Origin of the sequence: Nocardioides massiliensis, from assembly GCF_030811215.1 — a bacterium.
Taxonomy (GTDB): domain Bacteria; phylum Actinomycetota; class Actinomycetes; order Propionibacteriales; family Nocardioidaceae; genus Nocardioides_A; species Nocardioides_A massiliensis.
On the sequence record NZ_JAUSQM010000001.1, the window covers coordinates 3525352 to 3546976 of the forward strand.

A 21625-nucleotide genomic window follows, 5' to 3' on the forward strand; every position below is an offset into this window, starting at 1 on the left:
GATCGCGAAACGACCTGTCACCGATCGGCAGCCCCCACGATTAGTTCCGGGTGGGCGGATCTACCTTGCTGGTGAAGTACGCCTGTGCCGCCGGGCGAAGGCCCGCATCGACCTTCTCGAAGAGGTCGATGGCCCGGCTGCGGCCACACGTCCGGTCGAGCTCTGAGTCGGGGATCTTCGGATCGAGGGGCGCCACCTGCCGCATAGCCTCGATGAGCAAGGTGCGGATCCGGAAAGCCTCACTGGGGGGCAGACCGTTCCGCCCACGTGCCGTGGCGTAGCGGCCGAACTCCTCCACCACCGCGGTGTAGCGGCGGGCTACCTCATCGAGGTCCCAGGCGTGTGCTAGCACCACCGCCTTGGGCAGCCACTCCGGCGTGTCGCCGACGAAGACCACGACGTAGCCGCCGACCCCGAGCTCGTCGACGACCGCGCCCGTCTCATCGGACCGGTCGTACGGCGCGAGCCAGGTGCCGTCGTGCAGCGCAGCGAACCCCAGGAAGCCGAGCCGGCGGCTGAGTCGACGCCGGGCCAGCAGATGCTCTTCGGGAATGGCGTACCAAACCATCGTCCACTGACCGTCCCAAGCCCGGGCGGGGTAGCGGAACCAGAATGTTTGCCGGTGTCCCTCGGCAAGCAGGGAACTCAGGCGCGGGGTGGCGGAGTAGAAGACGTACCGGCCCTGCCTGGCAGTGCCGAACAGTCCCCGTGTCACCACCCGGTTGAGCGCGACCCGCGCACCGGCCGTGGAGAATCCCAGGTCCTCCATCACGCCAACTAGGCCGCCCGACCACACGTCAGCACCCGGCTCGACGTACTCGCCGACGAGCGTCACGATGAGCTCCTGGGGCTTGAGCATCTGGTTTGCGCCTTGCATGGGATCCGGATCGGCGACCATCGTTACGCTTCCTTTTCTTTACGGGGCACCACAGAGAAACGGGGGTCCCAGGATCTCCTGAGCAGCCTTGAAATGTTCAATTAACGCGCACCTTCTACCGTCACAGCACGCCCCGCGACCAACCCGGCCAGCAGCATCACTACGGCAGCCGCGATCACAAGTGACAGAGACCACGTCCACGAGCCGGTGATCCCAAGGACAGCCCCCACGGCGAACGGTCCGACCGCCCCGATTCCATAGCCGATCAGCTGAGCCATGCTCGACAGCGACTCCACGGATCGGGACGACTCGGCCCGCAGGACGACCAAGATCATCGCCACGGTGATTCCGGCGCCATGGGTCACCCCACCGAGAAGCGTCCACAGCGGCCACATCGCCGGGGCGGCAGCCAACCCCAACGTGGTCGCCGCCCAGCACAGGGACACTCCTACCGTCAGCGGGATCTGACTGCTCCAGCGACGAACGAGAGGCGCCACCGCAAAGCTTCCCGCGATGCCGAGGACCTGGTAGACCGACAGCGCCAGACCACTCGTGGTCACGCTGGTCCCTGCCTGCTGGGTGAGGTACGTCGGTAACCACGTCGTCACCGAGAAGTACGACCACGACTGCGCGCCGAGGAAGATTGCCACCGCCCAAGCGAGCGGGTGCGTCGCGAGTCGGCGGTGCGGGGCCGGTGGCGGCACGGACACCGGCGGCTCCGCCCCCGCTGCCGACCTCAGGACCAGCATCGAGGCCGCCGCGGCAAGCGCAGCCGGCAATGCCCACGACGCCAGCGCCACCCTCCACCCCGTGGCCTGCGCCAGCATCGGCGTCAGTCCCGCAGCCGCTGCGGCGCCGACGCACATCCCGGCGGTGAAGACGGAGGTTCCGGCCGCCGCGCGGTGCGGCAGGTCGCGCTTGATCAGAGCCGGCATGACGACATTCCCCACAGTCACGCCCACCCCGACGAGCAACGTGCCGACCATGAACAACACAACCGAGCCCATCGGACGACCTGCCGTCGCCGCCACGACCAGGATCAGCCCCGCCAGCAGGGCCCGCCTCGGTCCGACGAACCTGACCAAGACGCCCGCCAACGGCGCCGCGAGCGCGAAGCACAGCACAGGCAAGGACACCAGAGCCCCCATCGCGGCCTCAGAAAGTCCGAGGTCCCCGCGGATCTGAGTGAGAAACGGGGCGGGCGCTGCGATCACGCTGCGCAGGTTGATCGCCACCAGCCCCACCAGGAGCAGCATGTGGAACTCGCGCTTGCGGATCGAGCCAGCCGGGGCCGTAGAGACGTTCACGATTCACTGGCCAGTCGAGTCACATGTACTATATTTGAACTGCGATGCCGGGCCCGAACCGGCCATAGCCACGACTGCCGGAGGTCAACTTGCTCCAAGCCCATGTTACGAAGACCCGCTTCGAGGTCGGGATGATCGACGTGGACCTCGTTCAGATCCACTTCGCCAGCTACTTCCGGTGGATGGACTTGGCGTACTCGCGGCTCCTCGCCGACTTGGGCCATCCGTTGCCAGCGATTCTCGCGGACGGTCGAGGTACGCCGGTTGTGGATGCGCAGTGCACCTACCTCTCGCCCGTGGGCCTGGGTGACGTCGTTGATGTCTGCAGCCGCGTCGAGCGCCACGGTCGTTCGAGCTATATCGTTCGCCACGACTTTGAGCATGCGGGGCGGGCGGTGGCCACCGGCCAGGTCACCCACGTTTGGGCCGTCCTGGACGGTTCCGGCGCGATGTCGGAACCGGTCCCGGACTGGATCGCGGCGGCGGCGCACAGCACTGGCGCGGGAGTTCGGGCCTGAACCTGGGCGGCCCGGGCCTGAACCTGGGCGGCCCGGGCCTGCTCACGAGGAACCGCTCTCCGTCTCCCCGGCTGCTCCCTCGGTGCTCTGCAGGTGGGAATCCTCGATCAGGACATCGTCACCATCGACCTCGACTCGGTATGTTCGAACCGGCTCCGTGGCGGGCAACGCCACAACCTCGCCGGTCCTGACGTCGAAGCGCGCGAAGTGAAAGGGGCACTCCAGTTCGCACCCCATCAACTCGCCCTCGCTAAGCGACTCCTCCTCGTGGGTGCAGGTGTCGTCGATGGCGAACAGCCCACCGTCATGGGTCCGCGCCAGGCAGATCGCCCGTCCGGCGACTTCGACTCGACGTAGTCGGCCGGGGGCCAGGTCAGAGGCCGACGGCACGCGATGAGCCGTCATCTCAGCCTCCCGTGGTGCTGCCGGATCCAAACTGGATGGGGTAGACGTCCCAGAGCGCGTCCATGCGTCCGAACTGGTCGTTCATGCGCGGCGGGCGGGAGGGATCGCGGCGGACGCCGGCCGAGAACAACGCCTTCAGGATCTGCACGTGGCTGCCAGTGACTCCATCGCTTCCGAGGATCACGGGCTGGCCGAAGCACATGTGCCGGCCAATCCCGAAGGCGACACCGTAGGGGTAGACGCCAGTTGGGACCTCCCGGCCCGGGACGAAGGAGTCGGCGTCGGGTCCGAACACCTCGGGATCGCGGTTGGCCGGGCCGATCTCCATGCACACGTGCTCACCGGCCCGGAACTCACGACCCGAGGCCAGGGTCACGGGCTCGACCGCAGTGCGGTAGAAGAGCGGGACGATCGGGTGCAACCGCAGCGCCTCGGCCACCGCTTTAGCGAGGAACTGTTCGTCGAGGAGGCGTTCGCGCTCGTCCGGGTGCTCCTCAGCCCAGGTGAGGCACTCGTCGAGCGCATGCACCAGGGTGAAGGAGCTGGAGAAGGTGCCGGCGTTGATGAAGTCCGTCACGGCCTCCCTCAGCGCGAGCGCTTGGTCGGCCGTCCAGTCCGGGTCGAGGCCACGTGCGACCAAGGTGAGGAAGTCGTTTGGCAGTGCCGCCTCGTCCTCCGGCGTCGTCGCGGACTGAACCAGCGCCACTCGCCGCTCAAGGGCAGGCTCGAAGTACTTCTCACGGAACTGCTCGCGGACCTCGATGCCGCGGGCCATCACCGCTGTCCGGTCACCCCCCATGTACCAGGAGCGCATAGCCACCTGGATCGGCTCAGCGAACTGGCGCAGTTCCTCGGCGTCCTCGGTGGTGTCCACCCCGTCGAGCCCTATCAGAGCCGACACCAGCTGGAAAAAGGCCACTCGCGTGAACAGCACCATGTCGGTGGACGGCAGGTCATCGGTCGGCGCTTCCAGCACCCGCTGGAGATTGCGCTCGATCGTCGGCATCAACACCTCCCGGCGAAAACGCACGTCGCCCTCGCCGCGCAGGAGACGGCCCATCATCCGCCGCCTGGTGCGATGCACGGGTCCGTCGATCTGACGAACGGTCCCCCCTCGGAACTCCTCGGTGCCGTCGTGGAGGAACGGCGCCATCTTCGGCGACCGGAAGACCTCCTCGACCTCCCGGTAGCCGGTCAACGACGGGATCTCCCCCGGGTCAGACACGGCGGCGCCGCTGTAAGGGCACGTCTTCTGGTTATCCATGGTGGGCCTCTCCTCGATGTATTCTGCGTTCACGACAGCGATGCTGGAAAAATCAGATGCGGGCGATGTCCATGGTCGACCGCGGGAACAGATCCTCGACCGAGGGCCGCTCAGGGACCAGCCCCTGCTCGTGCGTATAACGAACGAATGTCTCGATCACATGGCGGTTCTGCTCCACGCCGTACGGCCAGAAGTCCCGGGTCCCGAACGCGTCTTCAGTCGCCTCCGCCTCCGCGACCAGCCATGGCAGGCTGCACTTGGCTGCCGCTGGCTCGAACAGGTCGGCCAACGCGTACGCCTTAGCTTCCTCAAAAGCCTTCATAAGAGACCTTGCCAACCACGGGTGTGCCTCGAGTACATCCATCCGGATCACCACGGTGTGCATGATCGGGAAGATTCCGGTCCGCTGGTAGTACGCCTGCTCCTCGCGCCGGTAGTCGGGAAACAGCCGCTCGACGTGCGACGAGCCGGCTTCGAAGCCGACGGGCGCATGAGCGGTGTAGAGGGCGTCGATCTCCCCGCGTTCCAGCATGTCCGAGAGCGTGTCCTGCGGCCCGATAGGCGTTAGCTCGATGCCTTCAGGACGCCTCAGTGCGCTTTCGACTCGACCAGGCTCCGTTAACCCGCCCTGGTGGTAGCTCACCGAGTCGATCGGGACCCCGTAGTCATCTGCCAGCATGCCACGGATCCACACGCCCGCAGTCTGCTGGTACTCCGGGACACCGATGCGCTTCCCCACGAGATCGGCCGGATCAGTTATGCCGCTCTTGGAATTCACGTAGATTCCCGAGTGGCGGAACATGCGCGAGGGAAACACCGGAATGGCCACCATGTGACGGCGCTCGGCGAAGACGGAACCTAGGTACCACGCGAAACTCATCTCGGACACGTGGAACTCGGCGTGCCGCAACATTCGGTGGAAGCTCTCCGGCATCTCCATAGCGATGTAGTTCAGATCCACCCCCTCGACAGCGACGCGACCGTCGACGAGCGCGCGAGTACGGTCATAGTTCCAGCAGGCCAGATCGATGGGCAGACCCATACGAAGCATCTCCTTGTTCGAGGTTGACTCTTTACATGCGCGGACCCTGCGGAAGTCACGGTTTGGGCCCCGCCAGCCCGCTATCGGGCACGAGCCCGCTTCGACGCTGCACAGAGCGTTCCCAATGCAGGAGCAGCACCGACAAAACGATGCCCACCAGCGAGATCAGGATGAACACCGACAGGATGTTCTCGGTCTGGTTGAGGTTGAGGTAAGCGACCAGCCGGTTCCCGAGGCCGCTGCTGGATCCGAACATCTCAGCGACTACGAGGCCCAGGAAGGTGAGGCTCGCACCCATCCTTACGGCCTCCGCGACTACAGGCGCGAGCGACGGCAGAAGAATGTAGCGACACTTCTGCAAGAACGACAAGTTGTACACACGAGCCAGCTTAATCTGGATGGCCGGAATGCCTCGAGTTCCCTCCATTACCAGCAGTATCACGGGGATGATCCCATGGAAGATCGAAAACAGAACCAGCGTCGAGAACCCGATTTTGAAGACCAACAGGAAGATCGGGTAGATGGCTATCTTTGGGATGGCATAGATCGTGAGCAAGATCGGACGCAGTACCTCGGTCCAGAACTCGCTGAGCCCGACAAGAAACCCGATGAGCACCCCTAGCACGGCGGTCGCAATCATCGCGATGACTAGCACCGTTAGGGTGCTGCGAAGGTCCGGATACCAGTCGGGCAGGTTTGAGACGAACGCCGTTCCTGTCTCGGCCGGAGACGCGAATACATTCTCTCCCACAACGACGTAGAGGATCTGCCAGCCGATCAGCAGTGCGGCGACAAGCGCGAGATGGCCCCACGCGAGAGAAGCCGGCCGCTTGCGACGAGGCAGCAATCTCCGACCAGCTGAACCAGCCCGACTCAAGTGTGTCTGGCTCATGATCCCACCGTCTCCATCGCAAAAGTCGCCTTCGATAACGCATACATAAGGCCGTTGAGGACCAGCGCCGTGACCACGACGATCGTGATACCCGCATAGGTCTCGACCAGCTGGTAGGAGTTGTATGAAAACTGGATGTAGTAGCCGAGGCCACTTGTCCCGGTCAAGAACTCTCCACCTACCACCCCAATGATTGCGTATGCGATCGCTAACCTGACCCCGACGAGGATCTGTGGTACCGCTGAGGGGAAGTAGATCCGCCGCAGCATGCGGAACTGACCCAGGCGCAGCGAGCGCCCAAGCCGCACATGAATCGGGGCCGTCTTACGCAAACCGATCACCACGTTCGCTGTCATCGCGGCGAAGCCCAGCAGCGACGCCAGCAGAATAAGCGAGAGGGGCCCCGCCCCGACGAGACTGAGTAGCACCGGATAGAACGCGAACGCCGGAATCGAGTAGTAGAGCGTGAGGTATGGGTTTGCGGTGGCATAGGCCCGAGGAAAGCGCCAAAGCACCGTCCCCATGACAAGCCCCGACACGATCGCCAAAATGGTGCTCAAGAGTATGATGCTTACGGTCTTCCAGATCGTGTCGAGGAAAAAGACCGGGTCGGCCACGAGTTCCCCTGCCCGCACCAGGGTGGTCGTCGCAGGCACCCACGAAAAAGGATCAAGTACGGTCCGCGCGAGCGCCTCATAGACCACGAAGATCGCCACCAGCATAATCGTCCTCGTTAAGAGGATTAGGCGTCGTCTATTCATGGTCACCCCGACGCAGACGCAACGTCATCGCTCACCCGCACGCCTTCCAGGCTCATGAGGCATGTCCACAGCGTGTGCGTGATGCGGGCGTAGTCGGCACTGGCGAGCGTGGCGAGCGTTCGTGGCTTCGAGAGCGGCACGTCGAAGCTCTCTTGGATCTCACCCGGTCGGGCGCTAAGCACTACGACACGGTCCGACAATAAGGCAGCTTCCTGGATGCTGTGTGTCACCAACAGAATGGTGGTTCCCACCCGGGTGACCAGGTCGAGCAGCTCGAGACCGAGGTGCAACCGAGTCTGCTCGTCAAGGGCCCCGAAGGGTTCGTCCATTACGATTAGCTCTGGCTCGAGAGCCAGCACGCGAGCAACCGCGACGCGCTGACGCATACCGCCAGACAGTTGGTGTGGGTGTACGTGCCCGAATTCAGACAGGCCCACCAGGTCGAGCATGTCCTGAGCTCGACGGTTGGCCTGTGCGCGCGGGACACCCGTCATCTCCATACCGAAAGCGATGTTGCTGAGTACGCTGCGCCATGGCAGGGTCGAATCTTGTTGGAAGACGATGCCCACCTTGGGGCTTGGGCTCGTCATGGGCTCACCCTGAAGGAGGACCTGCCCGCGAGTTACCGGCAGGAGTCCAGCCACCACTTCGAGCAGCGTGGTCTTGCCGCAGCCGCTGGGCCCGAGTACGGAGACGACCTGTCCGCGGTCGACCTTTAGATCGATATCTCGCAGTGCGACGAGATTGCCGTCTTTGAGCGGGTATTCTTTCGTGACCGCTTGCAGGTCAAGAATGTGTTCGCTTCTGGTCATGATGCCTACCCCTCGTATCCTGGGAGCTCGCTCAGGTCGATTCGCGACTCCTCGGGCAGGAACTGCTGGTCGATCAGCTGATCCCAAGCGATCGGGTCGCCGTCGTAGTGGCCGAGCACCTCCATTCCGTTGATCGTGCTGGTCAGTCCTTCGACGGTCAGTTCCTGAGTGAAGAATCTCTCGTCAGCGGCCAGCCGGGTCATGATTTCGACACCCGTCTCCTCGTCTACGCCAGCCTCCTCGGCGAAGATGGCACCCGCCTCTTCAGGGTTCTCTCGGATGAAGTCCTGTGACGCGCCGAGCGCGTTGACAAAGCGCTGCACGAGTTCTGGGTCCTCGTCGATGATCTTCTGGCTGGCGACTGTCACGACCTGAATGAAGTTCGGCAGGTACTCGACAGCTTCCGCGACCGGCTTGAGGTCACCCTTAGCGAGCTCGGTGGTCAGCAGAGGCTCTGTAAGGATCGAGGCGTCGACCTCCCCGCTCCGGACGAGAACGAGGCCGGCGGCCAGGTCACCGGTGGCGACCGTGTTCACGCAGTCGGGCCTCATGCCGGCCTCTTGCGCCATCAGCGCAGTCAGGGCCTCGGAGTTGGATCCGGGAGCTGTGATACCCCAGACGCCGTCTCCACAGAAGTCCTCGAATGAATCAAAGGAGGAGTCCTCTTTGGCCACCCAAACCAGGTCCGCGATGCTGCCCGCCGACGTCGCGATCCCGACCAACGGCGCACCAGCCATAGTGGCTTGAACGAGCCCAGTGGTTGACACCTCGCCGAAGTCGAGGTCGCCGCTTGTAATGCTCCGAACTGTGGTTCCACCGCCCGCTCCGGGCACGATTCCCTCGAGGGCGATTCCCTCCTCCTCGAAGAACCCCTTCTCCTGGCCGACCATGTACGTGGCCGAGTAGCCACTGGTCGGCCAGTGCGACACCGTGACGCTCACCTCGTCAAGCCCCTCGTTGGAGGCACTGGAATCCGAGCATGCAGCAAGAGCGACCGACGCCAGCAGGCCTACCCCGGCGACTGCTGCGCTACGCCGCCGGCCGTTCCGACTGTCTTGGCCTTGTGTACGTCGCATTTTATGACCTCCGGGTGGATGGACCTCGCATCCGCGAGGTGCTCACCCATTACACACTTCACTTGAGTTGTGTGTCAACAGTCACTTGAGTTTTGTGTCAACGGTTCAGCCAGGAGGGCACAATTTATTGACATGCCACTATGGTGGGCTGTTTACTTTCACCGTACTGGCCGCGTCAGGGTCGTGGAAGGTTCACGTTGCATCCTGCGACCTTCCGCTGCTGTGCGACGGTCAACTGAGAGGAGCTGAGAACTATGGCAATCGTGAGAGCGGACCTCGATACCTGCCTCGGGTACGCGAACTGTGTCGTGGGCGCGGATGACTACTTCGACGTCGACGACGACGGTGTCGTGGTCCTGTTGCGGGTTGACGTGCCCGAGAACAACCGAGCGCGCGTGGAGGAAGCTGTCCGCAGCTGCCCGGTGTCCGCACTCATACTGGAGGAAGAGTGAGTCGCACCGTTATCGTGGGTTCCTCCGTCGGTGGGGTACGCACGGCACAGTCACTGCGGTCGGAAGGGTACGAGGGCGAGATTGTCCTCGTCGGCGAGGAACAGGAGCTGCCGTACGACAAGCCGCCGCTGTCCAAGGGGGTCCTTGTGGGCACCGCCACCGCCGAGTCGGTCCGGCTGCTCACGCAGGAGGCCGCTGAGCGTGACTCTATCCGGTTGGTCCTCGGTCACCGAGCCACCCGTCTCGACGTCGCCGCTCATCGCGTCGAGCTCGAGGGACTCGACCCATTGTCCTACGATCAGGTCGTCATCGCCACGGGAGCCCGGGCCCGGCCATCGCCATGGGGGGAGCGCCCCGGTATCCACGTGATCCGTACGCTCCAAGACGCCCAGCTGCTGAGGCAGGACCTGGTGGCCGGTGGGCATGTCGTCGTGGTGGGCGGCGGGTTCATCGGCGCCGAGGTGGCGTCGAGCGCCCGCATACTCGGCCTCGAGGTCACCATGGTCGACCCGCTTCCGGTGCCGATGAGCCGGGTGTTCAACCCCGAAATCGGCAAATGGTTCGCTGCGCTGCATGAGCGGCATGGCGTGCGAGCCCTTTTCGACGTCGGGGTGGAAGTCATCGACGGCGAGCGGGGGAACTTCACCGTACGCCTCACCGACGGCTCGTCCGTCTCCGCCGCGGTGGTCGTCATCGGTATCGGATCAGAGCCGAACGATGCCTGGCTCAAATCTTCCGGACTCGTCGTCGACAACGGGCTGGTTTGCGATGAGTACTGCCGAGCAGTCGACGTCCACAATGTGTACGGCGTCGGCGACGTCGCCCGTTGGTTCCACCCGACATACCGCACCGAAGTCCGCGTGGAGCACTGGACGAACGCCGTCGATCAGGCAGTGTGCGTGGCTCACAACATCGTGCATCCGGAAGATGCCCGCTCGTACGCCCCCCTGGAGTACGTATGGAGCGACCAGCATGACTGGAAGATCCAGGTCGTGGGCCGCACGGCCGGCGGCAGCACCGAGCACGTCATGATCGGCGACCCGGCCACTGACAACCGGTTTGCTGTTCTCTACACCCCCGACGGGACGACGATGTCTGGCGCTGCGGTCGTCAACTGGCCGCGCGCCCTCGTCCTATGCCGCAAGGGGCTGCGCGACGGGACGCCTCTTGACGAAGTGTGTGAGTCCATCTCGGCGGCGGCCGCCAAGGGATGATGCGGGACGGCTAGCCCTTAACCAGACACTCCGAGGGATTCAGAAGGGATCCATCGGCACCGTCCGCCTCGACAGGCCCGACGACGTCAACTCCTCGTGGGTTGTCAACACCCCATAGCCGAGCTGGATGTCTCTGCTATGACAACACCATCGACTCGAAGGACCACAATGCATGACATCACCGTCGCTTCCCGCCCTGTCGGCGGGCCGCCGACCAAGCATGAGCTTGCCCTGATGATCTGGGTGGCCGTGTTCCCAACCCTCACCGTCATCAACCTCGCACTCGGTGGCTGGCTGGCCACCCTGCCGACAGTACTGCGCACCTTCATCCTGGCGACCGTGGCCGTGCCGATCGTGATCTATGGCCTCATGCCACTACTGCACACGCTGCGTGCGCGCCTCCTCGGGACGGCGGCACGCTGACCGCAATCGACCGGCGCGACACAGCTCCGCGTCCGGGTGCAGGCCTGTCGCGGCCCGAGCAGCCGACGGCTGTAGAGGTCGATCACGGTCGCCAGCTACAGCTTCGTGCCCTTCCCCATCGACCCCGGTCGGGATCTCTGGGACTGTGGGACTGTGGATTAAATGGTGTTTTCGGCCTGACGCGCTGACGAGTGTCAGCGGGGAAGGTGCCGTGATGACCACGACACTGGGCGATGTGCCCGCGAAGAAGAAGGCCCAGCCCTCTGCGGAGGAGCTGGCGGCCAAGGAACTGGTGGCGTTCGCGAAGGAGAAGGGGCTGTCCCTGACCGGGCCTGAGGGTCTGCTCAAGCAGTTCACCAAGAGCGTCCTGGAGACAGCGCTCAATGAGGAGATGACCGAGCATCTGGGGCACGAGAAGAACCGTGCCCCTGCTGATCGCGAGTCGGGCAACGTCCGCAACGGGACCCGACCCAAGACGGTGCTGACCCACGCCACAGGCGAGGTCGAGCTCGAGGTCCCACGCGACCGCGACGGGACCTTCGAGCCGGTGATCGTCAAGAAGCGACAACGGCGGCTGTCCGAGGTCGACGAGATCGTGCTGTCGCTCTACGCCCGCGGCCTGACGACCGGAGAGATCTCGGCGCACTTCGCCCAGATCTACGGCGCCTCGGTGTCGAAGGAGACGATCAGTCGGATCACCGACAAGGTCCTCGATGAGATGCAGACCTGGACTACCCGTCCCCTGAACGAGGTCTACGCGGCGATCTTCATCGACGCGATCATGGTCAAGGTCCGCGACGGCCAGGTCGCCAACCGCCCTGTCTACGCGGCGATCGGGGTCACTCTGGCAGGAGAGAAGGACGTCCTGGGCCTGTGGGTCGGGACCGGTGGTGAGGGCGCGAAGTTCTGGATGAGCGTGCTCACCGATCTGCGCAACCGCGGCGTGAAGGACACCTTCTTCGTCGTCTGTGACGGGCTGAAGGGACTCCCAACAACGCCTGGGAGGAGTTCATCCCGTTCCTGGACTACGACGTCGAGATCCGCACCGTGCTGTGCAGCACGAACGCGATCGAGTCGCTCAACGCCCGCTACCGCCGGGCGGTCAAGGCCAGAGGCCACTTCCCGACCGAGCAGGCCGCGCTGAAGTGTCTCTACCTGGTCACCAGATCCCTCGACCCGACCGGCCAAGGGCGGGCACGATGGACTATGAGGTGGAAGCCAGCCCTCAACGCGTTCGCGATCACCTTCGCCGACCGCTGGCCGGCAGCAGAGACCTACTAATGGAAACCGCCAGAAACACCGTTACTGAAACAGTCCCGGATCTCTGGCCTTGACCCCGTGTGGTGGACACCTCGTAAGAGAGGATTTTCATCATGGGAAGACAGCGTCGGGAGTTCACTCCTGAGTACAAGGACGAGGCCGTGAAGTTGGTGATCAACACCGGCCGTCCGGTCGCCGTGGTGGCTCGTGAGCTCGGCGTCAAGGAGCAGACGCTCGGCCGGTGGGTCAACCTGTTCAAGTCACGTCAGGACGCCGGTGACGGCGCTCTGAGCGAGACCGAGCGGGCCGAGCTCGCGCGGCTCCGCAGGGAGAACTCGGAGCTGAAGATGGATCGGGCGTTCTTGAAAAAAGCGTCGCTCTTCTTCGCCCAGGAAGCATCGGATACGAACGAGAAGCGTTCGCGCTGATGCACGCGGAGAAGAGCAACCACACGGTCTCGCGGATGGCACGTCTGCTCGAGGTCTCGCGCTCGGGGTTCTACGCCTGGTCCAAGCGGCTGCCCTCGAAGCGGGCGGTCCGGGCCGAGAGGATCGAGGCCAAGATCGCCTGGTTCCACGGTGAGTCCGATGAGGTCTCCGGGGCACCCAGGATCCTGGCCGATCTGCGTGAGGACGGCGAGGTCATCTCGCGTAAGACGGTTGCGAAGACGATGCGCAAGCTCGGCATGCGCGGGATCTGCCCGCGGCAGTCGCGCACCACCAGCGTGCGCGAGGACGGCGACACCCTACCCGCCCGACGTGACCAAGCGGCAGTGGGACACCGGGGTCCTCAACGCCGTCTGGGTCGGCGACATCAGCTACCTGAGGACCTGGGAAGGGTGGCTGTACCTGGCCACCGTGATCGATGCGCACTCCCGTCGGGCGATCGGGTGGGCGATCGCTGATCACATGCGCACCGACCTCGTCGAGGACGCCCTGAAGATGGCGATCACCCTGCGCGGCGAACTCCCTGCCCGGGTCGTGTTCCACACCGACAGGGGCGCCCAGTACGCATCGGAGCAGATCACCACGTTTGCGGCCGAGAACGGCATCGCCAGGTCGATGGGCTACACCGGGATCTGCTGGGACAACGCGATGGCTAAGTCGTTCTTCGCCACGTTGAAGACCGAGTTCTACTACCGCCGGATCTGGCCCACCCGGGCCGGCGCCAAGCTGGCCGTCGGGGACTGGACGAGGACCGCTATAACCGGCGACGAAGGCACTCCTCCATCGGGCAGGTCAGCCCGCTCACCTTCGAGATGCAACACTCCAACCAGACCGCGGCAGCACCTCAAGCCGCATAACCCCGTGTCCACCGTCCGGGGTCAGGGCCACTCGGTCATGTCCCCTACCCAGCGGGCGTTGGGACGGCTCGCGGTGAAGTCCCGCTTGAGCAGGTCGGGGAACCTTCGGGGCGGTCTTGTCCTGCTTGGTGAGGCCGTTGCGACGCTTGATCCGCCGGGCTACGAGGCCTTGGCGACGCGTCGAGTCCGCCACTGTCTTCTCCGACACCGTCCAGCCGCCGTCGCGCAGATCGTGGACCAGGCGCGGTGAGCCATGCAGGCCACGCGCCTTCCTGAAGGCCACGGCGACGGCCCGGTCGATGGTGTGGCGGCGCCGGTCCCGGGGCGTGTGCAGCCCGTTGACCGCGCCTGGTGAACAGGCCCGCCCGGCCCACTTGTAGAACCACGCCAGGGATACCCCGAGCAGGGCGCAGACGACCGTGTGCGGCACTTGGTACTTGGTCCTCTGGTCGGCGATGAAGCGTGCCACGCTCACTTCGTCGCCTCCTTGACCCACAGGACCAAGGATCGCTTGAGGACATCACGCTCCATCCGGAGCTCGGCAACCTCGCCGCGGAGCCGCTTGAGCTCCTGGGCACCAACGTTCCGGTTCTGGTCACTGGAACTCTACGGCGAAAGGTCGATCCAAGCCGCTTAGCGGCGCACGTTCACCGCGGAGTACAAGGCGGAGATCCTGGCCGAGTACGACGCCGCTGACCGCGGCGAGCGGGGAGAGATCTCGCGATGCGAGGGCCTGTGCTCCTCCCACATCGTGGAGTGGCGCAAGGCCGCCGATGCCGGCGCGGCGTCGGCGCTGTGCCCCAAGGCCAGGGACCGCCGCGATCGCGAGATCGAGCGGCTGCGGGTACGAGACGAGAAGGCTGAGGCCGAGCTGGCCAAGACGAAGGCGGCGTTGGCCCTGGTGGGAAAGCACACGCGCTCTTGGAGACGCTCTCCGAGAGCACGGCCACGCCGAAGCGGTCGCGACGGTGATAACCCCGGCCGTCGACGACCTCGCCGAGCCCGTCGGTGTGAAGCGGGCGTGCGAGGGCTGGCCGACCAAGGGGCAGCCACTACCGCGCCCAGCAGGCCCCTCGTGTACGGGCCGCACCCGGCACGCCCGGCGCCGCCGAACGCGCTCGCCGAAGCTGAACAGGCTCACGTGCTGGGCGTGTTGACGTCGGAGAGGTTCTGCGACAATTCGGGGGCCCAGACCTGGGCCACGCTGCTGGACGAGGGCGCCTACCTGTGCTCGGTGTCTACGATGCACCGGCTGCTGCGCGCCCACGGTGCCGCGGGTGAGCGACGCCGCCAAGCCATCCATCCGCCAAAGAGAAGCCCGAGCTGCTGGCCACACTGTGCCTGGGCAGGTCTGGTCTGGCATGTCACCAAGCTCCGCGGCCCCGGACGTGGATCTGGTTCCAACTCTACCTCGTGCTCGACATCTTCTCCCGCTACGTCGTGGCTTGGACGGTGCAGAGAGTCGAGGATTCCGAGATCGCCAAGACCATGCTTGAGGAAGCGATGGGCGTCCACGGCATCCCGGTCGCGGTCATGCCGACCGGGGCACTCGATGACCTCCAAACCCGTCGCCCAGCTCCTGCGCGACCTGGGCGTCGACCGCAGTCATTCCCGGCCGAGGGTGTCGAACGACAACCCCTTCAGCGAGGCGGCGTTCAAGACCGTGAAGTACGCCCCTGTGTTCCCCGAGGCGTTCGGGTCCCTGGCCGACGCCCGGGCGTTCTGCGAGGCGTTCTTCGGCTACTTCGACCACGAGCACCGCCATTCCGGGATCGGGCTGCACACCCCGCAACCGCCGCCCCCAGGCACCGAGGCTGCACAAGTGCGCCTGGATCAACCAGCCCTCACCGAAGGCCCTCATACAGACCGCGTAACGAGACGTGTCTCAGACTGCTTGACATCTTCCGAACCGCCGAGCGAAGACGCCGAACTCAGCCCCCCAATGATTGCCGCTGACAGAAGGCAAGCACGAGTGGAGCGCGAGGACGCGTCAGCGCAAGCCGAAGCGTTGGCCCTGCGGCGTGGTCTCGGCAGCAGCGAGCAACGTCTCGAGCCGCTTCGCGGCGACGCTCTCCGCGTGCGTCGGGGAGATCCGAACCGTAGCGTCGGCGACCTCGAGCGAAGCGGCTACTGCGTTGTGCGGATTCGCCAGCATTTCGGATGCTAGGTCCAACGCGCCATTGACGGCTTCCCCGCGCTCCGTCAGTCGGTTGATTAACCCCAATTGAAAGGCGCGCTCGGCACTGACTGCTAGACCCGTCGACAACAACTCGCGGGCTATGTTGATCGGCACGCGTTGTGAGAGGCGCACAGCCCCTCCCGCCGCAGCAATCAGGCCACGCCGCACCCCTGTGCGTCAGGCTGAGGTGAGACACCACTTCTGAGTTCCTTCCCTGCACGGGGCGAGAAGCGAGACACCTGATGACCATGACGTTGGCCGATACGACGGCGTTCGATGATGGGGTGGTGACCCCGAGAGCTGACCGTCCGAAGCGACGCACGTTCACCGCGGAGTACAAGGCGAGGATCCTGGCCGAGTACGACGCCGCCGACCACGGCGAGCGGGGCGCGATCTTGCGCCGGGAGGGCCTGTACTCCTCCCATATGGTCGACTGGCGCAAGGCCGCCCGGGCGGGCGCAAGCTCCGCGCTTGGACCCAAGTCACGTGACCGGCGGGACCGGGAGATCGAGCAACTGCGGGCGCGTGCGGAGAAGGCCGAGGCCGAGCTGGCCCGGACGCAGGCCGCGTTGGACCTGGTGGGAAAAGCACACGCGCTCTTGGAGACGCTCTCCGAGAGCACGGGCACGCCGAAGCCGCCGCAGCGGTGATCAACCCTGCCGTCGACGAGCTCGCCGTCCACACGAGCGTGAAGCAGGCGTGCGACCTGTTGGGACGTGCGCGGGGTAGCCACTATCGCGCCCAGCGGCCCAGGGTGCATGGCCCGGCACCGAAGCGGCCCACGCCACCGAACGCGCTCACTGTCGCCGAACAGGAGCAGGTGCTCGCGGCGTTGACCAGCGAGCGGTTCTGCGACAAGTCGGTGGCGCAGACGTGGGCCACCCTGCTGGACGAGGGCACCTACTGGTGCTCGATGTCCACGATGCACCGGCTGCTGCGTGCCTGCGGCGCGGCCGGTGAACGTCGCCGGCAAGCCGTCCATCCGGCGAAGAAGAAGCCCGAGCTGCTCGCCACCGGGCCCGGGCAGATCTGGTCGTGGGACATCACCAAGCTCCGCGGTCCCGGCCGCGGGGTCTGGTTCCAGCTCTACGTCGTGCTCGACATCTTCTCCCGCTACGTCGTGGCCTGGACCGTCCAGAACGCTGAGGACTCCGAGATCGCCAAGACCATGCTCGAGGAGGCGATGGGCGACCACGGGATCCCTGAGGCGGTCCATGCCGACCGGGGCACCTCGATGACCTCCAAACCCGTCGCGCAGTTGCTGCTCGACCTGGGTGTCGACCGGTCTCATTCCCGACCGAGAGTGTCGAACGACAACCCGTTCAGCGAGTCGGCGTTCAAGACGCTGAAGTACGCGCCTGTCTTCCCCGACGCGTTTGGGTCGCTGGCCGACGCGAGGGCGTTCTGTGAGGCCTTCTTCACCTACTACAACCACGAGCACCGCCATTCCGGGATCGGGCTGCACACCCCTGCGTCGGTCCACCACGGCACCGCCGCCGAGATCCGCGTCCAGCGTCAGGCCACCCTCGACGCCGCGCATGCCGCTCACCCCGAACGATTCGGCAACCGCCGACCCCAGGCGCCGAAGCTGCCCAAGGCCGCCTGGATCAACCAGCCCTCACCGGAGGCCCTCATACAGACCGCGTAACGAGACGTGTCTCAGACTGCTTGACATCTTCCGCACCTCTGGCAGCGCGAAGGATGCACCCATGGAGGCAACGACCATATCGCACGCCAGAGCGATCTCAAACCCACCCCCGAACGCTGGCCCTTCGATCGCAGCGATGACTGGTGTGGCTGCCGTTCGCGCCGTCAACCCCGCCCAACCCTGCCCGACGATGAACGCTTCCGGCTCTCCATTCGCCAAGGCCTGTAAATCCTGACCAGCGCAGAAGGCGGGACCGTTCGCAGAGATGACGATGACCAAGACGTTGGCGTCGGATTCGAAGTCGGTCATCACGTCAGCGATGGCGCGCGCCATGTCCAGGTTGACCGCGTTGCGTTTGGCCGTCCGGTTGAGGGTCAAAAAGCCGACGTGGCCACGGACATAGCTGACGACCAGGTCCGGTGTGCTCGTCACGAAGAACCCTCGGCGATGAGTCGAGTGAGTGGGTGGGCGGCGCCGATAGTCGACCCGCCTCCCGCACCCCATCGGGTACTGATTTGGAGCGAGCTAACGCAACCTCTATTGGGACGATCTCGCCCAGCCTCCCGCGAACGACAAGCGCCTTGGTCGTGACTCGCGGCCCCTCGTCCAGCACCCGTTCGATGAGTCCGCGCTCCTCGGCACCCACCGGAGCGTCCGCGGCGTCGATCAAATCGGCAGGCCTGATAAACCACCGACCCTGCGATGTCAGGACCAATCACCGTCCTCGCTGACCCAAGCGCCTGTTCCGGGTACCGCCACGTCTGGCCGCTCAAGCACCATCCGTGGAGGGGGACAACGGCTGGTCTATTGCCTCTCATGGGGTAGCACAGTCCGCGGCGAGAGCACTGACGGAAGCGAGACCGGTGTCGGCACTAGTCACGGGGACGACTCCTTGGAGAGATTCGCGCAAGCGCACGAAGATGGCACCCACGACGTTCTGGGGGTCGTCACTGGGAGGCGGTGCAGGGATAGGGACAGCGTCGACCGACGGTGGCGCCTTGACTCACTTCGGCCTTAACTCCCTCGTCGCCGTCGCTAGTAAACACTACCCGGGTGATCGCAGTTACTGTCAATACAGGTTTGGGGGACGCGGATCACCAGTCTCCTAGTGCCCGCCACGCTGCGCTCGACTCGGGCGAGTCTTCATTCTCTGCCTACTGGGCAATTTTGCTCGTTGGGCAGGGACGGTGATACTGAGGGAGTGGATCGTGGGTTGCGGGACCTCAAGCGGGAGGCGACGGCGCAGGCGCTGGCCGAGGCGGCCTTCGAGCTGACCCGTGAGCGCGGGCTGTTCGGGTTTGTCACTGCGGACGTCGTGGAGCGGGCGGGCTACTCACGGCGCACCTTCGCGAACCACTTCTCCTGCAAGGAGGAGGCAGTCGCCTCGGTCGCGTTCGGTGGTGTCGACGACGCCAGCGCGATCCTCGCCGACCTGCCAGAAGACCTGCCACTGCTCGATGCCCTGTTGTCCGTGATGAGGGATCAGTTCACCGCGGACACCCTGGTGAGGATGCGCGAGCTGATGGCCATGGCACGGCAGTACCCGACCCTCGAGCCCTACGTCCTCAGCGTTCAGCAACGCATGCGTCACACCGCCCAGGAGCTCTTGGGATCCGTAGCCGGGAACCGGTACCCCGCCATCTACGTGCCGCTGCTGTTCGGCGCCGTATATGGCGCCGTGATGGCCGCCTTGGAGGGAACTCTCGACGTGCACCTGGACGGCGAGAACGACGCCACCCCCGCATCGATGGACTACGCCTCGTTCCTCGATCTCACCTTCGACTACCTGCGCCACGGCCTCTAGCCACCGCCGCCCCGCCCCCTCAAGGAGACCCAGAACCCATGTCCACATTCTTGTACCGGCTCGGACGGACGGCGTTCGGCCGGCCGTGGCTGTTCATTGCCGGTTGGGTGGCGGTCCTCGCCGCGGTCGTCGGTGCCGTGGCCATCAACGGGGTGAACGTCAGCTCCGAGATGAAGATCGAGGGCACCGAGGCCCAGACCGTGCTCGACCGCGTGGCCGATGAGCTTCCCGCGGCGTCGGGAGGCCAGGCCAGCGTCGTGTTCACTGTGCCGGACGGTGAGCGCCTCGACACGCCGGAGCGTCTTGCGGTGATCAGCGGCACCGTCAGCGACGTCTATGACCTCGAGAAGGTCGTGAACCCCCTGGACGCCGCTCTGGGTGCCGGGGAGCAGGGCGGACCGGGCACTGATCAGGAAGGTGCACCGGCCGATCCCTCAGCCGGGTCGGAGCAGGGGCAGGCGCCTCCCTACCAGCCGCTGGTGGTGGACGGGGCCCCGGTGCCCGGCGTGCTGGTGTCCTCGGACGGGCAGGTCGCGCTGTTCCAGTTCCAGTTCACGGTCGCCTCGACCTCGTTGACAGATGACGACGTCACCTCGGTGGTCGAGGTGGTGGAGCGTGCCGAGCAGGGAACCGGGATCACCGTGCTCCCGAGCGACTCGCTCAAGGCCATCGAGATCCCCGTCGGCATCGGCGAGGTGATCGGTCTCGCCGTCGCCGCCCTCGTGCTGGTGCTCACCCTGGGTTCGCTGATCGCGGCCGGTCTGCCCCTGATCACCGCGCTGGTCGGCGTCGGCATCGGCGTGGGTGGCGCGTACGCGCTCTCCACGGTCGTCGAGATGAACTCCGCCACCCCCGTCCTCGGCCTCATGGTCGGCCTCGCCGTCGGCATCGACTATGCGCTGTTCGTCGTCAACCGGCAGCGACGGTTGATTCTCGATCGGGGACTCAGCGCGCAGGAGGCAGCGGGCAGAGCGGTCGGCACTGCGGGCAGTGCTGTGTTCTTCGCCGGCCTGACCGTCCTCATCGCGCTGACCGCTTTGACGGTGATCGGCATCGCCATGCTGTCCACGATGGCACTGGTCGCGGCGTCCACGGTCGCCTTGGCCGTGCTCATCGCCCTGACTCTGCTGCCCGCCCTGCTCGGGCTGGTCGGCGAGCGGATCTGCTCCGACAAGGCCCGAGCCCAACGCCGCGCCAAGGTGGAGGCGGAGTCCCACAGCGTCGCCGACCACTGGGTCAAGGGCGTGATCAGGTTCAGGTGGCCCGTCATCGCAGGAGTGGTCGCGATCCTGGGCGTGATGGCGATCCCCGCGGCCAGCATGAACCTGGGCATTCCAACCGGCGAGACCGCGAACCAGGACACCGCCGCACGGCAGAGCTACGAGGCCGTCTCCCAGGGCTTCGGTGAGGGATTCAACGGCCCCCTCCTGGTCACCGCAGAGCCCACCGGCTCCACAGACCGCGTCACACCCGAGCTGACCGCCAAGCTCCTCGCCGAGTTCCAGGGCCGAGACGACATCGTGCTGGCCGCCCCGGTCGGCGTCAACGAGGCCGGCGACCTGGCCGTGTTCAGCGTCATCCCCACCTCCGGCCCCAGCGACGAGGCCACCAGCGACCTCGTGAAGTCGCTGCGCGAGCCCGACAACGCCATCGCCCAGACCAATGATGTGCAGCTCGGCGTCACCGGGTTCACCGCCATCGGCATCGACATGTCCGACAAGCTCGCCGACGTCCTACCGCTCTACCTCGGCATCATCATCGTCCTTTCCGTCCTGATCCTGATGCTGGTCTTCCGCTCGATCGTCGTCCCACTCAAGGCCACCGCCGGCTTCCTGCTCAGCATCCTGGCCACCTTCGGTGCCACCACCGCCGTCTTCCAGTGGGGCTGGCTCAGCAGCCTCTTCGGGTTCGACACCGGCGGCCCGCTGATGAGCTTCATGCCGATCATCGTGACCGGCATCCTCTACGGGCTCGCCATGGACTACGAGGTCTTCCTGGTCTCCTCCATGCGCGAGGCACACATCCACGGCCAGCCAGCCCGCCAGAGCGTCGTGCATGGCTTCGACCAGGCCAGCCGCGTCGTGGTAGCAGCCGCGATCATCATGGTCGCGGTGTTCTCCGGCTTCATCTTCAGCCACGACATCATGATCAAGCAGATCGGCTTCGCCCTCGCCGCCGGCATCCTCATCGACGCCTTCATCGTCCGGCTGACGCTCGTCCCGGCTCTCATGGCCGTCTTCGACGAGCGAGCATGGTGGCTGCCCCGCTGGCTCGACCGCCTCCTGCCCGACCTCGACATCGAGGGCGACAAACTTCTGACCATGCTCAACCAGCAGGCCGAGGCCACCGACCGACAAAACATCGAGGTCCGCAACTGAGGAACCGAAG

The 21625-nt window shown here is 65.4% G+C and carries 21 protein-coding genes and 4 pseudogenes; 13 read left to right on the forward strand and 12 right to left on the reverse strand.

The window, feature by feature from the left end; all coding sequences use genetic code 11:
* Positions 1 to 40: 40 nt before the first annotated feature.
* Complete coding sequence (locus tag J2S59_RS17400) at positions 41 to 859, reverse strand: PaaX family transcriptional regulator (protein WP_181642259.1); 819 nt, start codon at positions 857 to 859, stop codon at positions 41 to 43.
* Between the two features lie 119 nt (positions 860 to 978).
* The gene (locus J2S59_RS17405) at positions 979 to 2121 is read right to left on the reverse strand and encodes an MFS transporter (RefSeq protein WP_306825343.1); all 1143 of its coding nucleotides are present in this window, start codon (positions 2119 to 2121) and stop codon (positions 979 to 981) included.
* Positions 2122 to 2315: 194 nt separating this feature from the next.
* On the opposite strand from J2S59_RS17405, the gene J2S59_RS17410 reads away from it, so the two are divergent.
* A complete protein-coding gene (locus J2S59_RS17410) occupies positions 2316 to 2702 on the forward strand; it encodes an acyl-CoA thioesterase (RefSeq protein WP_181642261.1) in 387 nt (128 codons plus the stop codon).
* 42 nt (positions 2703 to 2744) lie between these two features.
* On the opposite strand, the gene J2S59_RS17415 is transcribed toward J2S59_RS17410, so the two are convergent.
* Genes J2S59_RS17415 through J2S59_RS17445 form a run of 7 tightly spaced genes read right to left on the reverse strand, consistent with a single transcriptional unit; the run spans position 2745 to position 8819 of the window.
* The gene (locus J2S59_RS17415) at positions 2745 to 3107 is read right to left on the reverse strand and encodes a non-heme iron oxygenase ferredoxin subunit (protein ID WP_068122632.1); all 363 of its coding nucleotides are present in this window, start codon (positions 3105 to 3107) and stop codon (positions 2745 to 2747) included.
* 1 nt (position 3108) lies between these two features.
* On the reverse strand, positions 3109 to 4371 hold the full coding sequence (locus tag J2S59_RS17420; protein ID WP_068122641.1) for a cytochrome P450: 1263 nt from the start codon (positions 4369 to 4371) through the stop codon (positions 3109 to 3111).
* A 52-nt stretch (positions 4372 to 4423) separates the two neighbouring features.
* Positions 4424 to 5413: an ABC transporter substrate-binding protein gene (locus tag J2S59_RS17425; protein ID WP_220138540.1), complete on the reverse strand. Its 990-nt coding sequence runs from the start codon at positions 5411 to 5413 to the stop codon at positions 4424 to 4426.
* Between the two features lie 55 nt (positions 5414 to 5468).
* On the reverse strand, positions 5469 to 6305 hold the full coding sequence (locus tag J2S59_RS17430) for an ABC transporter permease (RefSeq protein WP_181642267.1): 837 nt from the start codon (positions 6303 to 6305) through the stop codon (positions 5469 to 5471).
* A complete protein-coding gene (locus tag J2S59_RS17435; protein WP_181642269.1) occupies positions 6302 to 7021 on the reverse strand; it encodes an ABC transporter permease in 720 nt (239 codons plus the stop codon). The genes J2S59_RS17430 and J2S59_RS17435 overlap by 4 nt, the downstream gene beginning before the upstream one ends.
* A 47-nt stretch (positions 7022 to 7068) precedes the next feature.
* Positions 7069 to 7878, reverse strand: a complete 810-nt coding sequence (locus J2S59_RS17440; protein ID WP_068122654.1) for an ABC transporter ATP-binding protein — start codon at positions 7876 to 7878, stop codon at positions 7069 to 7071.
* A 5-nt stretch (positions 7879 to 7883) separates the two neighbouring features.
* The gene (locus tag J2S59_RS17445; protein WP_068122657.1) at positions 7884 to 8819 is read right to left on the reverse strand and encodes an ABC transporter substrate-binding protein; all 936 of its coding nucleotides are present in this window, start codon (positions 8817 to 8819) and stop codon (positions 7884 to 7886) included.
* 389 nt (positions 8820 to 9208) lie between these two features.
* Between J2S59_RS17445 and J2S59_RS17450 the strand changes: the two genes are divergently transcribed.
* From J2S59_RS17450 to J2S59_RS17480, 7 genes and pseudogenes are all read left to right on the forward strand, one after another.
* Complete coding sequence (locus J2S59_RS17450) at positions 9209 to 9406, forward strand: ferredoxin (protein WP_068122660.1); 198 nt, start codon at positions 9209 to 9211, stop codon at positions 9404 to 9406.
* A complete protein-coding gene (locus J2S59_RS17455) occupies positions 9403 to 10620 on the forward strand; it encodes an NAD(P)/FAD-dependent oxidoreductase (protein ID WP_068122664.1) in 1218 nt (405 codons plus the stop codon). Before J2S59_RS17450 ends, J2S59_RS17455 begins: the two co-directional genes overlap by 4 nt.
* A gap of 168 nt (positions 10621 to 10788) precedes the next feature.
* Positions 10789 to 11043: a putative antibiotic biosynthesis monooxygenase gene (locus J2S59_RS17460; protein WP_068122666.1), complete on the forward strand. Its 255-nt coding sequence runs from the start codon at positions 10789 to 10791 to the stop codon at positions 11041 to 11043.
* Between the two features lie 214 nt (positions 11044 to 11257).
* Positions 11258 to 12324, forward strand: a pseudogene (locus J2S59_RS17465) (IS256 family transposase).
* A 92-nt stretch (positions 12325 to 12416) separates the two neighbouring features.
* Positions 12417 to 12731, forward strand: coding sequence for a transposase (locus J2S59_RS17470; RefSeq protein WP_068122668.1), 315 nt, complete (start codon positions 12417 to 12419; stop codon positions 12729 to 12731).
* Between the two features lie 35 nt (positions 12732 to 12766).
* Positions 12767 to 12952, forward strand: a pseudogene (locus J2S59_RS17475) (hypothetical protein); the annotation flags it as partial.
* Positions 12891 to 13856 carry an IS3 family transposase gene (locus tag J2S59_RS17480; protein WP_306441362.1) on the forward strand — a complete coding sequence of 322 codons (966 nt, stop codon included), beginning with the start codon at positions 12891 to 12893 and terminating at the stop codon, positions 13854 to 13856. The pseudogene J2S59_RS17475 and the gene J2S59_RS17480, both read left to right, overlap by 62 nt.
* On the opposite strand, the pseudogene J2S59_RS17485 reads toward J2S59_RS17480, so the two are convergent.
* Positions 13806 to 14102, reverse strand: a pseudogene (locus tag J2S59_RS17485) (IS3 family transposase); the annotation flags it as partial. The gene J2S59_RS17480 and the pseudogene J2S59_RS17485 overlap by 51 nt on opposite strands.
* Positions 14103 to 15158: 1056 nt before the next feature.
* Between J2S59_RS17485 and J2S59_RS17490 the strand changes: the two are divergent.
* The gene (locus J2S59_RS17490) at positions 15159 to 15773 is read left to right on the forward strand and encodes an integrase core domain-containing protein (RefSeq protein ID WP_181642272.1); all 615 of its coding nucleotides are present in this window, start codon (positions 15159 to 15161) and stop codon (positions 15771 to 15773) included.
* Here J2S59_RS17490 and J2S59_RS20390 read toward each other — a convergent pair.
* A pseudogene (locus tag J2S59_RS20390) lies at positions 15723 to 15953 on the reverse strand (enoyl-CoA hydratase-related protein); the annotation flags it as partial. The gene J2S59_RS17490 and the pseudogene J2S59_RS20390 overlap by 51 nt on opposite strands.
* Before the next feature lie 74 nt (positions 15954 to 16027).
* On the opposite strand from J2S59_RS20390, the gene J2S59_RS17495 reads away from it, so the two are divergent.
* The gene (locus J2S59_RS17495) at positions 16028 to 16435 is read left to right on the forward strand and encodes a transposase (RefSeq protein WP_292606269.1); all 408 of its coding nucleotides are present in this window, start codon (positions 16028 to 16030) and stop codon (positions 16433 to 16435) included.
* Positions 16432 to 17433, forward strand: a complete 1002-nt coding sequence (locus J2S59_RS17500; RefSeq protein WP_068124538.1) for an IS3 family transposase — start codon at positions 16432 to 16434, stop codon at positions 17431 to 17433. Before J2S59_RS17495 ends, J2S59_RS17500 begins: the two co-directional genes overlap by 4 nt.
* Here J2S59_RS17500 and J2S59_RS17505 read toward each other — a convergent pair.
* A complete protein-coding gene (locus J2S59_RS17505) occupies positions 17404 to 17865 on the reverse strand; it encodes an enoyl-CoA hydratase/isomerase family protein (RefSeq protein ID WP_306825344.1) in 462 nt (153 codons plus the stop codon). The two genes, J2S59_RS17500 and J2S59_RS17505, sit on opposite strands and share 30 nt — an antisense overlap.
* 769 nt (positions 17866 to 18634) lie before the next feature.
* On the opposite strand from J2S59_RS17505, the gene J2S59_RS17510 reads away from it, so the two are divergent.
* Both J2S59_RS17510 and J2S59_RS17515 read left to right on the forward strand, forming a co-directional pair.
* A complete protein-coding gene (locus tag J2S59_RS17510; protein ID WP_068119926.1) occupies positions 18635 to 19237 on the forward strand; it encodes a TetR/AcrR family transcriptional regulator in 603 nt (200 codons plus the stop codon).
* A 38-nt stretch (positions 19238 to 19275) separates the two neighbouring features.
* The gene (locus J2S59_RS17515; protein WP_068119924.1) at positions 19276 to 21615 is read left to right on the forward strand and encodes an MMPL family transporter; all 2340 of its coding nucleotides are present in this window, start codon (positions 19276 to 19278) and stop codon (positions 21613 to 21615) included.
* Positions 21616 to 21625 lie beyond the last annotated feature (10 nt).